At 56.1% G+C, this 14,263-nt stretch carries 12 protein-coding genes and 2 tRNA genes; 9 read left to right on the top strand and 5 right to left on the bottom strand.

Annotation, left to right across the window (positions count from 1 at the left end; translation table 11 throughout):
• Window positions 1–343: 343 nt before the first annotated feature.
• The 4 genes from BOW53_RS09780 to BOW53_RS09765 all read left to right on the top strand — a co-directional run bounded on the left by BOW53_RS09780 (window position 344) and on the right by BOW53_RS09765 (window position 2,780).
• Window positions 344–616, top strand: a complete 273-nt coding sequence (locus tag BOW53_RS09780) for an HU family DNA-binding protein (protein ID WP_078487803.1) — start codon at window positions 344–346, stop codon at window positions 614–616.
• Window positions 617–628: 12 nt separating this feature from the next.
• Window positions 629–704 (top strand) — tRNA-Val (locus BOW53_RS09775).
• A gap of 5 nt (window positions 705–709) precedes the next feature.
• A tRNA-Asp gene (locus BOW53_RS09770) sits at window positions 710–786 on the top strand.
• 80 nt (window positions 787–866) lie between these two features.
• Window positions 867–2,780, top strand: coding sequence for a SurA N-terminal domain-containing protein (locus tag BOW53_RS09765; protein WP_078487802.1), 1,914 nt, complete (start codon window positions 867–869; stop codon window positions 2,778–2,780).
• Window positions 2,781–2,880: 100 nt separating this feature from the next.
• Here BOW53_RS09765 and BOW53_RS09760 read toward each other — a convergent pair whose 3' ends face one another.
• On the bottom strand, window positions 2,881–3,657 hold the full coding sequence (locus tag BOW53_RS09760) for an enoyl-ACP reductase FabI (RefSeq protein ID WP_078487801.1): 777 nt from the start codon (window positions 3,655–3,657) through the stop codon (window positions 2,881–2,883).
• Window positions 3,658–3,880: 223 nt separating this feature from the next.
• Here BOW53_RS09760 and BOW53_RS09755 point away from each other — a divergent pair, with 223 nt between their 5' ends.
• The 5 genes from BOW53_RS09755 to BOW53_RS09730 all read left to right on the top strand — a co-directional run bounded on the left by BOW53_RS09755 (window position 3,881) and on the right by BOW53_RS09730 (window position 11,085).
• Complete coding sequence (locus BOW53_RS09755; protein ID WP_135607068.1) at window positions 3,881–6,082, top strand: ABC transporter substrate-binding protein; 2,202 nt, start codon at window positions 3,881–3,883, stop codon at window positions 6,080–6,082.
• The gene (locus tag BOW53_RS09750) at window positions 6,079–7,056 is read left to right on the top strand and encodes an ABC transporter permease (protein ID WP_078487800.1); all 978 of its coding nucleotides are present in this window, start codon (window positions 6,079–6,081) and stop codon (window positions 7,054–7,056) included. Before BOW53_RS09755 ends, BOW53_RS09750 begins: the two co-directional genes overlap by 4 nt.
• On the top strand, window positions 7,053–8,471 hold the full coding sequence (locus BOW53_RS09745) for an ABC transporter permease (RefSeq protein ID WP_425442916.1): 1,419 nt from the start codon (window positions 7,053–7,055) through the stop codon (window positions 8,469–8,471). The genes BOW53_RS09750 and BOW53_RS09745 overlap by 4 nt, the downstream gene beginning before the upstream one ends.
• Window positions 8,471–10,519 carry an ABC transporter ATP-binding protein gene (locus tag BOW53_RS09740; protein WP_078487799.1) on the top strand — a complete coding sequence of 683 codons (2,049 nt, stop codon included), beginning with the start codon at window positions 8,471–8,473 and terminating at the stop codon, window positions 10,517–10,519. Before BOW53_RS09745 ends, BOW53_RS09740 begins: the two co-directional genes overlap by 1 nt.
• A 239-nt stretch (window positions 10,520–10,758) precedes the next feature.
• The gene (locus tag BOW53_RS09730; RefSeq protein WP_245832093.1) at window positions 10,759–11,085 is read left to right on the top strand and encodes a hypothetical protein; all 327 of its coding nucleotides are present in this window, start codon (window positions 10,759–10,761) and stop codon (window positions 11,083–11,085) included.
• Here BOW53_RS09730 and BOW53_RS13295 read toward each other — a convergent pair.
• The 4 genes from BOW53_RS13295 to BOW53_RS09720 are packed head-to-tail and all read right to left on the bottom strand — an operon-like array spanning window position 11,072 to window position 14,111.
• Window positions 11,072–11,239, bottom strand: a complete 168-nt coding sequence (locus BOW53_RS13295; protein WP_245832092.1) for a hypothetical protein — start codon at window positions 11,237–11,239, stop codon at window positions 11,072–11,074. The two genes, BOW53_RS09730 and BOW53_RS13295, sit on opposite strands and share 14 nt — an antisense overlap.
• The gene (locus BOW53_RS09725) at window positions 11,209–12,615 is read right to left on the bottom strand and encodes a putative bifunctional diguanylate cyclase/phosphodiesterase (RefSeq protein WP_245832091.1); all 1,407 of its coding nucleotides are present in this window, start codon (window positions 12,613–12,615) and stop codon (window positions 11,209–11,211) included. The genes BOW53_RS13295 and BOW53_RS09725 overlap by 31 nt, the downstream gene beginning before the upstream one ends.
• A 27-nt stretch (window positions 12,616–12,642) precedes the next feature.
• Window positions 12,643–12,969: a hypothetical protein gene (locus tag BOW53_RS13290; RefSeq protein ID WP_245832090.1), complete on the bottom strand. Its 327-nt coding sequence runs from the start codon at window positions 12,967–12,969 to the stop codon at window positions 12,643–12,645.
• Window positions 12,969–14,111 (bottom strand): FIST signal transduction protein, encoded by a 1,143-nt coding sequence (locus BOW53_RS09720; RefSeq protein ID WP_245832089.1) that lies wholly within the window; start codon window positions 14,109–14,111, stop codon window positions 12,969–12,971. Before BOW53_RS09720 ends, BOW53_RS13290 begins: the two co-directional genes overlap by 1 nt.
• Between the last annotated feature and the right edge of the window lie 152 nt (window positions 14,112–14,263).

The following is a 14,263-nucleotide window of genomic DNA, read 5'->3' as shown; positions in this document are numbered from 1 at the left end:
GGTTGTAGCTCATAAGTGCTTCGTCTCTTGGTCGGGAGAAGCACCGACTCTACCAGCTGGCCCTTCAACTACCAATTGCACTTATTATCCGAAACCGCCAGGCATGATCGTGTGGCGTATTTTAGATATGTGCCGGACGCTCCTGTTTAGTAAGAGAAAAATAGGTCAAATCGCCCTGAAAGGTGCATAAAATAGGGATTTTTTGTGACATCATTGCTTGACACTCGTTCTCACGCGCTGGTATAAATTTACCCCGTTTCGCGCACCAAGCGGATGAGTAAAAAATTACTAAGTCAGGTGCATGATATGCACCACATATATAACCGAAGGGGAGACTCTCTGAATGAATAAGACGGAATTGATCGACGCAATGGCTGATGCCGCAGATATCTCTAAGGCAGCTGCCGGTCGTGCACTGGATGGCATGGTAGAAGCAATAACCGACGCCCTGAAAAACGATGACCAGGTATTCATCGTTGGCTTTGGCTCTTTCTCCGTACGTGAGCGCGCAGCACGTACTGGCCGTAATCCTCAGACAGGTGCAACCATTCAAATTGCAGCTTCAAAAAATCCTGCATTTAAGGCTGGTAAAGCACTTAAGGACGCAGTAAACTAGCGCGCTTTCCTCGGGTGCTTAGCTCAGCTGGAAGAGCATCGCCCTTACAAGGCGAGGGTCGCAGGTTCGATCCCTGCAGCACCCACCAAATTAGGAGTGGTAGTTCAGTTGGTTAGAATACCGGCCTGTCACGCCGGGGGTCGCGGGTTCGAGTCCCGTCCACTCCGCCAACCTTTAGAAGACACGCGGGGTATCATCAGATACCCCGTTTGTGTTTTAGATATAAGTCCTTTATTTCGCGAGTAAGATCATGCTTCAGTCGATTAGGGAACGAGCTCAAGGCGTACTTGCCTGGATTATTGTCGGTTTGATCAGTATTCCTTTCGCCCTGTTCGGAATCAATGAATACCTGGGTGGCGGCGCTGATGCGGTAGTTGCCACGGTCAACGACCAGGAGATTACGGAACGGGAATTCGAAACAGGCTTCCGTGATTTCAAGCAGAGTATGCGTGAACGCATGGGCAGCAACTACCGCCCGGAATTGATCGATGATGAGCTGTGGCGGAAAGAGGTGCTGAAGGCCATGATCCGCAATGCACTGGTTTCCCAGGCATCAAACAGCCTGGGGCTTCGTGCAGGAGACGAAGCGGTACGCGAAACCATTCGCAGCATTCAAGCCTTTCATGTCGGCGGACGGTTCAATCAAGAGGCTTACGAGCGTACCGTGCGTAACCAGGGCATGACGACTGCAGCTTTTTTTGAGCGGATCAGGCAGGGTATCGTCAGTGAGCAGCTTTCCAAGGCGATCAGTGGCTCTGAGTTTGCCACGGCATCTGAAATTGAATCCCTGGTCAGGCTTCAGCAACAGCAGCGGGAGCTTGCCTACATCACCGTTCCGGTCTCTTCCTTCATGGACCAGGTGTCTGTAACCGATGAGGAAGTGCGTAGTCAATATGACAGCAATCAGAGTGCCTACATGGCGCCGGAACGGGCAAAGGTCGACTACCTCGAACTCAATATCGAAAACATAGCCAAAACCCTCAGCGCGGATGAACAGGTGCTGATAGGCTTTTACGAGCAGCACAAGAACGAATATGTCTCGCCTGAACAGCGCAGGGCCAGTCACATCCTGATTGCCGTGGAAGAGGGCGCGGATGCTACGGCAGTTGCAGATGCTGAATCTGCGGCCAGGAAGGCATTGGAGCGGATCAACGCCGGCGAGGATTTTGCCACTGTGGCAAAGGAACTCTCCCAGGATCCGGGCTCGGCAGATCTTGGTGGTGATCTCGACTACTTTGAGAAGGGTATCATGGCTGCCGCCTTCGAAGATGCCGTTTTCTCCATGCAGACCGGTGAAATCAGTCAACCTGTAAAAACCGAGTTCGGTTATCACGTCATCAAGCTGACCGATATACGTTCTCCTAAGGGCAAAAGTTTCGAAGAGGCGCAGGATGACATCCGCAAGGCCTATCTGAGCAGCGAGGCTGAACGCCTTTTCTATGAGTATGCAGAGCGTCTCAGTGATTTCGCCTACGAGGACCCGGGCAGCCTGGAACCTGCCGCAGAAGCCCTGGGCATGGCGGTCTCCCAAAGCGACTGGGTGACCCGTTCCGGTGGTGCTGGTGCGTTTGCCTCATCAAAAGTCACCGGGGCAATTTTCAGCGCAGATGTATTGCTGGAGGGTCACAACAGCGAGGCAATCGAAGTTGGTCCCGAGCATATCCTGGTGCTGAGGGTCAGGGAGCACGAAGAGTCCTCAGTTAAACCGTTTGGAGAGGTTGAGGCGGCCATTCGCGATCAGCTCCATTCCGACAAAGCTGCAGAGAAGGCAAGGGCAAAAGGCAGTGAAATGATAACTGCGCTCAGTACCGGTGGTGATCTCGCCCAGCTTGCCGAGCAGGAAGGCCTCAAGCTGGAAGAGACAGGATTGGTAATGAGGAGTGAACGTAATGTTGCCGGAGCAATCATAGTCAAATTGTTTGCAATGCCCAAGCCGGCAGCAGATAAATCCGAATATGCTGCAGCAGAACTCCCCAATGGCGACTCAGTGGTGATTGCACTCTCCTCGGTCAAGGATGGTCAGCCCGACCAGGCTGATAAACTTGGCGGAAAGAGGGTACTCGGTGAGGCACTTCAGCGTGCCAGGGGAGAGAGCTACTATCAGAAGATGGTGCAGAACCTGCGGGCCAGTGCTGACATCAATATCCTGAATAAAGATCAGTAGAGTCTGATCGATTGCCGGGGCCTGTTAACAGGCCTCAAGGAAAAAGCCGTTTCCGGATGACCGGAAACGGCTTTTCTTTTGCTGGTGGTGATATGACGTATCAGGTCTTGCCTACTACCTGGTAACCGGAGTCCACGTAGAGCACATCGCCGGTGATACCGGATGCCAGGTCAGAGCAGAGAAACGCGGTAGCATTGCCCACTTCGTCGATGGTGACATTACGGCGCAGGGGGGTCTTCTGTTCCGCCTCTTCCAGCATGGTTTTGAAATTCTTGATGCCGGAGGCGGCCAGGGTGCGAATAGGGCCGGCGGAGACCGCGTTGACCCGAATGCCGTCGGGGCCGAGAGAGTCGGCCAGGTAGCGCATGGTGGCCTCAAGGCTGGCCTTGGCTACACCCATAACGTTGTAGTTGGGTACGGTGCGCACAGCACCCAGGTAGGTTATGGTGACCATGGAGGCGTTGCGGCCGGCCATCATGCTGCGGCCTGCCTTCGCCATGGCGGCGAAGCTGTAGGCGCTGATATCGTGAGCGGTGGCAAAACCTTCGCGGGTCACCGCCTCGGCGAAGGTCCCCTCCAGCTGGTCGGCAGGGGCATAGGCGATGGAGTGAACCATGCAGTCCAGGCCATCCCACTGTTTGCCCAATTCGGCAAACAGGTTTTCGATCTCCTCGTCGTTGGTGACATCCAGGGGCAGTGCGATGTCCGAACCGAACTCCGCGGCAAACTTGTCCACGCGCTTTTTGAGCTTTTCGTTTTGATAGGTGAGGGTCAATTGAGCACCTTCACGACGCATCGCCTTGGCGATGCCGTAGGCGATGGAGCGGTTGCTTGCGATGCCGGTGACCAGGACTTTTTTGTCTTGAAGAAAACCCATTTGAATTCCTTGCGATTCTGTTTCTCGAGTGCAGTTTCCGGAAACCGTCATGGCGCCGGAGAATCAGCCTAAGGTACCGGAAAACTGGAGTTTATTAAAGAACCAAGGGCTAATGGCGTGGTCAAAGGTTACTCGGGGTTCACCGTCGGCCCCAATAAGGTAAACTAGCTTGAGCCACTCTATTGTGGCGGTATAGGGACTGTTACAGAAGAATAATACCCGGATGCTCAAGGCATTTATGGATCACCAATTCAGGAACATGGCGTACATGCTCTTCGGAGTGTGGGCGGTATTGCTGCTTACTGCCTGCACGGACGGCGGCTGGAACAATCCCTATCCGACTGCCGAGGCGGACCGGAATATCCTCTACAGCTCTTTCTCTGAGCGGCCCAAGCACCTGGATCCCGTACGCTCCTACAGCTCCGATGAGTACGCCTTCATCGCCCAGATCTACGAGCCGCCCCTGCAGTACCACTTCCTGAAACGCCCCTATGTACTGGAGCCCCTGTCGGCCACGGCCGTACCCAAAGCCAGGTATCTCGATGCAGACGGCAACTGGTTGCCTGCGGGTGCCCCCGAGGAGACCATCGCGTTCAGTGACTACGAAATCGAAATCAAGCAGGGGATGCAGTACCAGCCCCACCCGGCGCTGGCCAGGGACGGGCAGGGTAACTATCTCTACCACGACCTGACCGGGGAAGAGATCGAGTCCCTGAATACACTGTCGGACTTTTCAGAGACAGGCTCCCGGGAAGTCATAGCCGAAGATTTCGTCAACCAGATTAAGCGTCTTGCGGTGCCCCATCTCCACTCGCCCATTGCAGGCCTGATGGGCGAGTACATCCTTGGGCTGAATGCGTTCGGGAAGACGATCGAAGATGTCTATACCCAATTGAAAAACGAGGCAGGGCTGGAGAAGCCCTATCTGGATCTGCGTCCCCACCGGATTGAGGGGGTCGAGGTGGTTGACCGCCACAGCTTCCGTATTCGGCTGAAGGGCAAGTATCCCCAGTTCGTCTACTGGCTGGCCATGCCGTTCTTCTCTCCCATGCCCTGGGAGGCCGACGCTTTCTTCTCCCAGCAGGGCATGGAGAAACGCAACATCACCCTCGACTGGTATCCCTTCGGCAGCGGCCCCTTCATGCTGACCGAGAACAACCCGAACCTGCGCATGGTGCTTTCGCGCAATCCGAATTTTCACGGTGAACAATATCCTTCCGAGGGGGAGGAATCAGACAAGGCGCTGGGCCTGTTGAACGATGCCGGTGCGGAGCTGCCGTTCATCGAGAAGGCGGTCTACAGCCTGGAGAAGGAGAATATTCCCAACTGGAACAAGTTCCTGCAGGGCTACTACGATACGTCGGGTATCTCTTCTGACAGTTTCGACCAAGCAGTGAAGTTTTCCGACCAGGGAGAATTGGGACTGACAGAGCCCATGCAGGAGAAGGGCATAAACCTGCTCACCGCGGTCACCACATCCATGAACTACATGGGATTCAACATGGCCGACCCGGTGGTGGGTGGTGACACGGAACGGGCGCGCCTGCTGCGCCAGGCCATCTCCGTGGCCCTGGACTTCGAGGAGTACATCTCCATCTTCAACAACGGCGAGGGTATCACTGCCCAGAGTCCGTTGCCTCCGGGCATCTTCGGCAACCGCACGGGTGAAGAGGGGATGAACCCTTACGTCTACGAGATGAGCAACGGCAAACTCAACCGCAAACCCCTGGCCCATGCCAAGGCTTTGATGGCGCAGGCGGGTTATCCCAACGGCAAGGATCGGGAGACGGGCAAGCCGCTGATACTCTACTATGACACCACCGCCTCCGGACCGGACGACAAGGCGCGCCTCAACTGGTTTAGTAAACAGTTCGTCAAGCTGGGTATCCAACTGGTGATACGCGCCACCGATTACAACCGCTTCAGGGAGAAGATGCGCAAGGGAACGTCCCAGATTTTCATGTGGGGTTGGAATGCCGACTATCCCGATCCCGAGAATTTCCTGTTCCTGCTCTATGGCCCCAACGGCAAGATGGAGCACGGCGGGGAGAACGCCGCCAACTACAGCAGCCCTCGCTTCGATGCCCTGTTCGAGAAGATGAAGAACATGGAGAACGGGCCGGGGCGCCAGCAGATCATTGACGAGATGGTGGCGATCCTGCGCCGCGATGCTCCCTGGGTATTTGGTTTTCATCCCAAGGCGTTCTCGCTGTTTCACAGCTGGTATAAAAATGTGAAGCCTAACCTGATGGCCAACAACACCCTTAAATACAAACGTCTGGAACCGGAGTTGCGACAGCGTATGCGTACAGAGTGGAATCCCCCTGTACTCTGGCCAGTGATTACCCTCCTGGTGGTTCTGGTGGTCAGTGCTATACCGGCGGTCAGGATCTGCCGTCAACATGAGAGGAGTGCAGTACGATGATGGCCTATATCATTCGGCGTGTGCTCTACGCCATTCCGATTCTGATCGGGGTCAATGTCCTCACCTTCATGCTCTTCTTCGTGGTCAACTCACCGGATGACATGGCACGCATGCACCTGGGGCAGAAACGGGTCAATCAAGCAGTCATTGAGAACTGGAAGCAAGAACGGGGCTATAACCGGCCACTGCTCTACAACAGTGAGGCAGAGGGGGTGGGTAGCATTACCGACACCGTCTTCTTCCAGAAGTCGGTGAAGCTGTTCCAGTTCGATTTCGGCTCTTCCGACAGCGGAAGGGATATCGGTTACGACATCTCCCAGCGCATGTGGCCCAGCCTGGCCATCGCCATACCGGTGCTGATGGTGGGACTGCTGGTCAATATATCCTATGCGCTGCTGATTGCTTTCTTTCGGGCCACCTATATTGATCTCTGGAGCGTGGTGCTCTGCGTGGTGATGATGTCAATTTCGGGGCTCTTCTACATCATTGGCGGCCAGTACTTGGTGAGTAAGCTGCTGCACCTGGTCCCTATATCCGGATACGACACCGGCCTTGGGGCTTGGAAGTTCCTGGTACTGCCGGTGATCATCGGCGTGATCGGCAGTATCGGCGCCGGCACCCGCTGGTACCGCACCCTGTTCCTGGAGGAGATCAACAAGGACTACGTGCGTACCGCCAGGGCCAAGGGGTTGTCCGAACGGGTGGTGCTATTCCGACATGTCCTGAAAAACGCCATGATCCCTATCCTTACCGGCGTGGTTGTGGTGTTGCCCCTGCTCTTCATGGGCAGCCTGATTACCGAATCATTCTTCGGCATACCCGGCCTCGGCAGTTACACCATTGATGCCATTCAGCGCCAGGATTTCGCTATCGTGCGTTCCATGGTTTTTCTGGGATCGGTGCTCTACATCCTGGGCCTGCTGCTTACCGATATCTCCTACACGTTGGTCGATCCAAGGGTGAGGTTGTCATGAACATGGACAATCTCGTGATTCTCTGGACCGATGCCCTGGTGTACCTGCTGCTGGTGGTAGCGATTGCGTTTGGCATCTACGCCTCACGCAAGGAGCATCTGCGCGCACCCTGGCGGTATGTGATTCGCAGCAAGGTCGGTATTGGAACCCTGGTGGTGCTGCTGTTCTACGTGGTGATCGGCCTGAGCGACTCGATTCACTTCCATCCCCCCCTGGATGAACCCGACAAGAACGGCGAGGTGATCTACTCATCCGAGGTGATCAGTCTCTTTGACCAGATGGTTTCGGGGCTTCGCGCCCGCCAGGAGAAGACCTATTCAGCTCCCCTGGCTACACATCTCTATGCCAAGGAGAATATCGAGCTGCCTGACGGCACCACCATCCGTGACTTTCCGCGCCTGAAATATGGCGGTGCCCATCTGCAGGACCCGGAGAAGGATTGGAAGGGGGACATCATGGCACTGAGTGCCCTTGGCATTTTCAAGGGACTGGTGCTCACCCTGGTGCTGAGCAATATCCTGCTCATATTCCTCACCATCCGTTCAGGCTGCTCTTTCGAACATACCGCAAGGAATGTACTTGTAGGACGCACAGAGATTCCCTGGTGTGTCGCCCTGGCTGTACTGGGCCTGATGCTGGTGGTTTTCATGTGGTCTGCTGAACTGGCGACCAAGTACCATCTGCTTGGCACCGACAAGGTCGGTGAAGATGTCTTCTATCAATCCCTGAAAAGCATCCGTACCGGCCTGTTGATCGGTACCCTGACCACCCTGGTGATGCTTCCCGCGGCCGTGCTGCTCGGCATCATGGCAGGCTATTTCCGGGGCTGGGTCGATGATGTTATCCAGTACACCTATACCACCCTCAACTCCATACCCGGTGTGCTGTTGATTGCCGCGGCCATCCTCATGCTGCAGATCTACATGAGTCAGCACGCGGACGAGTTCAACAGCTTGGTGGAGCGGGCCGACCTGCGGTTGCTGTTCCTCTGCATCATTCTCGGTGTCACCAGTTGGACAGGGCTCTGCCGTCTGCTGCGGGGCGAGGCGATGAAGCTGCGGGAGGTGGACTACGTACAGGCCGCAACAGCGTTCGGGGTGGGGCACTTTCAGATCATCTCGCGCCATATCCTGCCCAACGTGTTGCACATCGTGCTGATCTCGGTGGTACTCGATTTTTCAAGACTGGTGTTGGCAGAAGCGGTGCTCTCCTACGTGAACATCGGCGTGGACCCCACCATGAACAGCTGGGGCAACATGATCAACAGTGCACGTCTCGAGATGGCGCGGGAGCCGGTGGTCTGGTGGTCCCTGGCCGCTGCAATGATCTTCATGTTCACCCTGGTACTCTCGGCCAACCTCTTCTCCGACGTGGTGCGTGACGCCTTCGATCCGCGATTGAGGAGTACCAATTGATGGCGGATAGAGAGTTTTTGTTGCACGTCGATAACCTGACCACCCTGCTGGGCAGCGGTGAGCGCCCGGTGCGGGCGGTGGACGGTGTCGACCTGGAAATACACAGGGGAGAGACCTTTACCCTGCTGGGCGAGTCGGGATGCGGAAAATCCATGACCGCGCTCTCCATCATGCGCCTTCTGCCCCCGGCAGGCCGCATCGCAGGGGGTAATGTATGGCTGGGTGAGACCAACCTGCTCGATCTGCCCGAGAACGCCATGCGCGATGAGCGCGGTGGCCGCATGGGGATGATATTCCAGGAGCCCATGACCTCCCTCAACCCGGTTCTGACCGTTGGCCAGCAGATTGCCGAGGCAGTGAAAATTCATGACCCTGATAACAGGAACAGGGTTGAAGCGCGGGTCGTTGAACTGCTCGGCTCGGTGGGTATCCCGGATCCGGAACGGCGGGCCAGGGAGTACCCCCATCAACTCTCGGGCGGCATGAAACAGCGCGTGGTGATCGCTATTGCATTGGCCGGACGTCCTGAACTGCTGATAGCCGACGAGCCGACCACGGCGCTGGATGTCACGATTCAGGCCCAGGTTCTCGGGTTGTTGAAAGATCTGCAGCAACAGACCGGCATGGCGATTATGCTCATTACACACGACCTGGGCATGGTCTCAGAGGTCGCCGACCGGGTGGCGGTGATGTATGCGGGGCAGATCGTGGAGGTGGCCGAAACAGCCCACTTCTTCGGCGAGGCGGGACACCCTTACAGTCGCAAGCTTTTCGATTCTGTTCCTGGCAAGGAGAAGCGGGACAACAAGCTGGCAGTGATCAAGGGCACAGTGCCTTCCCTGAGAGAGACATTTACCGGCTGCCGCTTCGCCGAGCGTTGTGAACAGGTGATGCCGGTCTGCCGTGAGCAGGAACCTGACTGGTGCGAACTGGAGACGGGGCAGGGGATGCGCTGTCATCTCTGCACGCAACAACCCGACGAAGTGGCAGAGTCCATATCTCCGGCAGAAGAACCAGCCTGGCATTTACCGGCTAAAGCGTCGTCCACTGATACACAGCTGGAAGTGGACAGCCTGAAGGTTCACTTCCCTATCCACAAGGGCGTGTTCAAACGCGTGGTGGGGCAGGTCAAAGCGGTGGACGGGGTGTCCTTCTCTATCCCGTCGGGCAAGACTTTGGCAGTGGTGGGTGAATCCGGCTGTGGCAAGACCACCGTTGGCAAGGGGATACTGCAGCTGATCCGACCGACCGCAGGGAGTGCATGTTTCGAAGGGGAGGAGCTGACGCAACTCAAGGGCAGCAAGCTGCGGAAACGCCGGTCCGATCTGCAGATCATATTCCAGGATCCGGTGGCCTCCATGAATCCCCGCATGCTGGTGGGTGACATCATCGAGGAGGGCATGCGCGCCCAGGGGGTCGGGGGAAGCACCGAGCAGCGGAGGGCAAGGACCCGGGAGTTGCTGGAACATGTCGGCCTGTCGGTCGATGCTGCAACGCGCTATCCCCACGAGTTTTCAGGCGGACAGCGACAGCGTATCTGCGTGGCCAGGGCCTTGGCGGTTGAGCCGCGACTGATCGTCTGCGACGAGCCCACAAGCGCGCTTGATGTGTCGGTACAGGCCCAGATTCTCAACCTGCTCAAGGAACTGCAGCGGGAGATGGGGCTCACCTATCTCTTCATTACCCACGACATCTCGGTTGTGGCCTACCTGGCCCACGAGGTGGCGGTGATGTACCTGGGGCGTATCGTGGAGCGGGGGACGGTGCAGGAGGTGCTGGAGTCGCCCCAGCACCCGTACACAAGGGCGTTACTCTCTGTCGTGCCGGAGATCGATACAGAGCCAAAGCGCAGCGTGATTCGTCTTGAGGGTGACATGCCCTCTCCAGCCAATCCACCGTCTGGATGTCACTTTCATCCCCGTTGCCCCGAAGCAACCGATGTGTGTGCCATGGCCTATCCTGAAGAGGTGCAATTGAGTGTTACGCGTAGCGTATGCTGTGTCAGGGTTGGAGCGTCAACTGTAACGGGAAATGAAGAGAATGGATAAGCTGTTTTGCAATCATTGCGGTTTCGAACGCCCCCAGGATGAGTCGGACTGTCCCAACTGCGGTGCGCCGTCCCCTGTGGTTAAAGAGAATACCAATAAACGCTTTCTGATCTTCTTTGTCATCCTGATTGTTTTTTGTGCTATCGCCATAGCATGGTTACCCCGATGACCCTTCCGGGAGTGATATAGAGATGGGAAAAGCCATGCGATCTTTATTTTTAACTCCGATATTGTTTCTGATGACATCTGCGGGATTGGCCGGCGAAGCCGATGTTGTAGACGTGCGGGTTACGGCTTTAGGGGACGGAGAATACCGCTTCGACGTGACGCTTCGCCACTCCGATGAAGGATGGGGGCATTATGTAGACAAGTGGGACCTGCTTACTCCGGATGGTAAGTTGTTGGGTACACGTACCCTGTACCATCCCCATGTGGACGAACAACCGTTTACAAGATCACTTGCTCCTGTGAGGATTCCCGAAGGTCTGAATAGTGTCAGAGTCCGCGCGCACGATTCCGTGCACGGATTGGGGGGAGAAGAGATCAAGGTGGTTATACATCGCTAGGGATTGGGTCGTCTCCCGGGAGACTTTCGGTGCCATCCCTGTTGAAGAATCTATCTGCAATCTGTTCGATGTTCATGGGTTTTGCATAGAGATAACCCTGGGCTACGTCGCAACCATGCCGCTTCAGAAAGTCGGCCTGATCTTGGGTCTCCATACCACGTCCAGGCTAAGCTGTTTGGCCAGGGCGATACTTGCGCTCGTGATGGCTTCGTCGTTGGTGTCTTCGCCCAGCCCGTCAACGAAGGAGCGATCAATTTTCAATCGGCTCAAGGGGAAGCGTTTCAGGTTGACCAGGGAAGAGTGCCCGGTGCCGAAGTCGTCGATTGCCAGGCAGATACCCATTTGCGAGAAGGCTTCCAGGTTGCTGTGAGCGACGCCGCCTTCATGAACCACCATGCTCTCCGTTATTTCACACTCCAGAGTATTTCCGGAGAGCCCATGACGTCCGAGGATGTTTTCCACCTGGGCTGACAGACCCGGGCTGTTCAGTTGACGGCTCGACAGGTTGACTGTAACGCGTCCGAAGTCGAGTCCGTTTTGCTGCCAGAGTGCTGCCTGGCGACAGGCCTCGTTCAGCACCCACAAACCCAGGGGTTCAATGAGCCCGGACATCTCTGCGATGCGAATGAAGGACTCGGGACTACGGTGCTCCGGATCCGCTGTAGGCCAGCGTACAAGGGCCTCGAATCCCATAAGCTTATGATCGCTGAAGTTGAACTGTGGCTGGTAGAGCAGAACAAGTTCCTGGTTGGTGATGGCCTTGCGTAGCTGGGATTCCAGGGCCAGGTAAGCGAGGGCATTGGCACCCAGTTCTTCGGTATAGAAACTGTATTGGTTTCTTCCCGCTTCCTTGGCTGCATACATGGTATTGTCTGCCTGCTTGAGCAGACTGTGGCAATCATCACCATCGTCCGGGAATACCGTGATCCCGATGCTGGCTGTAACGTCCAGCTCAATCTTTGACAATTTAATGGAGGTCGAAAAGAGGTTGAGAATATGCTGGGCTACCTGGCCGGCGTGGGCGGAATCGTGAAGATCTTCCAGGATGAAAATGAATTCATCGCCACCGAAACGGACCACCGTATCTTCTACCCGGCTTGACATCTGCAAGCGCTTGGCCACTTCCTTAAGCAGTTCATCCCCCAGCGGATGCCCCAGGCTGTCATTGACCTGTTTGAAGCGGTCAAGGTCGAGCAGCAAGAGTGCGCCGAGGCTGCCAAGGCGTTTTGCCCTGGCGATTGCCTGAACAAGACGATCACTCAACAGAGCGCGGTTTGGCAGACCGGTGAGGCCATTGTGTGTGGCCATATGCTCGAGCTCGTAGCGGGAGCGGGCAAGTTCTGTCACATCTCGTGCCAGGAAGAGCACGGTATGACGGTCGTTGACCTTGAGGCCGGTGGGTATGATGCGTCCCTCGAATACCCGTGAACCGCGTTGTACGGAAAGTTCATATTCCACCAGGTGCAGCATATTGTGTTTAAGGGCGTGGTTAATGGCATCCAGGAAAAACTCCGCCGGCTCTTGAGACATGATCTCTTTGAGCAATTTTCCCTTGAGTTATTCAGCTGGCAGGTAGAGCCCTTCCTCCTCGCCTGCAACGATCTCCACGTAGCTGCCCTCTTCGTCGAGCATGAAAACAATGTCAGGCAAAGCGTTGACCAGGGCCTGTAGTCGGCCTTCTGCTGACGCCTTCTGTTGCTGGAACATCGCCTGCATTTCATCGGACGAGATCTGTAGAGAACGCTCAAGCAGGTAACGATCATCATCGGCCTGCTGGTAGGTTTCCGATACACGCTGGAGCAGATTTGCCAACTGTTTTGTCGTCGGCGTGGATGAGGTATCCAATCCGAGTTTTCGCAGCTGCCGTGACAGCAGCCGGTGCATTATTCCTTCTCCCAGATCAGGGTGAGGGTCATAGTCTGGTTGTGGAGGTCGCAGCGTCCGCTGACCAGCGGGGATATTTCGCCGTAGGAGTAGTAGCCTATCTGTGGATCCCGGCCGGCAGGCTCTCGATGACAGCCTCGATCTCCTCCTCCACCCTTGGGCCGAGCACAAGGCGCCTCCCTACACAACTGATGGCTATGCAAAGCAGCGTTGCTGCCGGTGTAATCACTCAGTTCCGCATTTTTAGCTGCAGAGGCTGCGCCATCAACAAGGCGATCGAAGTTGGCGCGCATCAGTTTTACGTAGCGACCTTCCGGTACATCGCCTGCGAAAGTAATGGACTGTCTCTCTTTGTCCACGGCCAGGATGGTTCTCACGGTCAGGCCGTCGATGTCCTCTTCATCGCGGATGGCGAGCGGGAACAGGAGGCCGGTGGCAGGCAGGCCCTCGGCACGGTCTCCCAGGTATTTCTTGTAGACCTGGAGGGCAGGCAGACCATCCAGGGAGTAGAGTACATTGCCCTCGGCCTTGGTTACTTCCCGGTCAGGGCCCAGCAGGTTCCATCCGCCCCGGGAGCCGTGAGCAACCCGTATTGTGTCGCCGTAGAATCCCACGGCCGCTGCCTGGCCTGTGCGGGTCTCTCCGTCGAACAGAACCCAGGTCTTTTCGAACCGGTCGCCGTCACCAGCCAGCCCGCCGGTTATTACGACACCTTCGGGCAAATTGTTGCTCAGGGCCTCAACGAATGCCGAGCCGTTTACCAGCAGGCCGTCTGTCAGTGTGAATACAGCAGCCAGGTCGTCGGCGATCAGCTGTTCGGCCAGGGTGTTGCCTGCGGTTGCCGATTGTTGGACATTGGCAATAGGGTAATTCACCAGCTTGAGCCGGGTGTCGGCAAACTTCACGATGGCGAGTACGATACTATCGTCATTCAGCTCCACGCCGTAAATCTCTCCAGAAGATGAGCAACCGATCAGGACTGAATTGGGGAAGGTTGATTTAAGTGCGGGCAGTGCATTGGTGACGGTTGGTGAGGGACGGGATGCAGCAAAGACTATGATCAGGGTCTGGGCCGAGTCCAACTCTCCACTCGGTGGTTCGTCCCACGCTTCATTGATGAACCGATGCAGCGAGATCTCCATATGAGCGACGTCCTGCCTGCATGTCGGCCGGCAAGCCTATTTTATTTCCTTAACAGGCTGTTGAAATTCTCCCCTGAATCCTGAAGATAACGTCTACCCCAAGAGAAAGAAAGCAACCACGATGTGCGGCCCCGACATACAGCAGGATTCGC

It is taken from the genome of Solemya velesiana gill symbiont (assembly GCF_002020805.1).
Classification (GTDB): Bacteria; Pseudomonadota; Gammaproteobacteria; order Chromatiales; family Chromatiaceae; genus Sedimenticola_A.
This window is presented reverse-complemented; position numbering and strand designations above follow the sequence as displayed.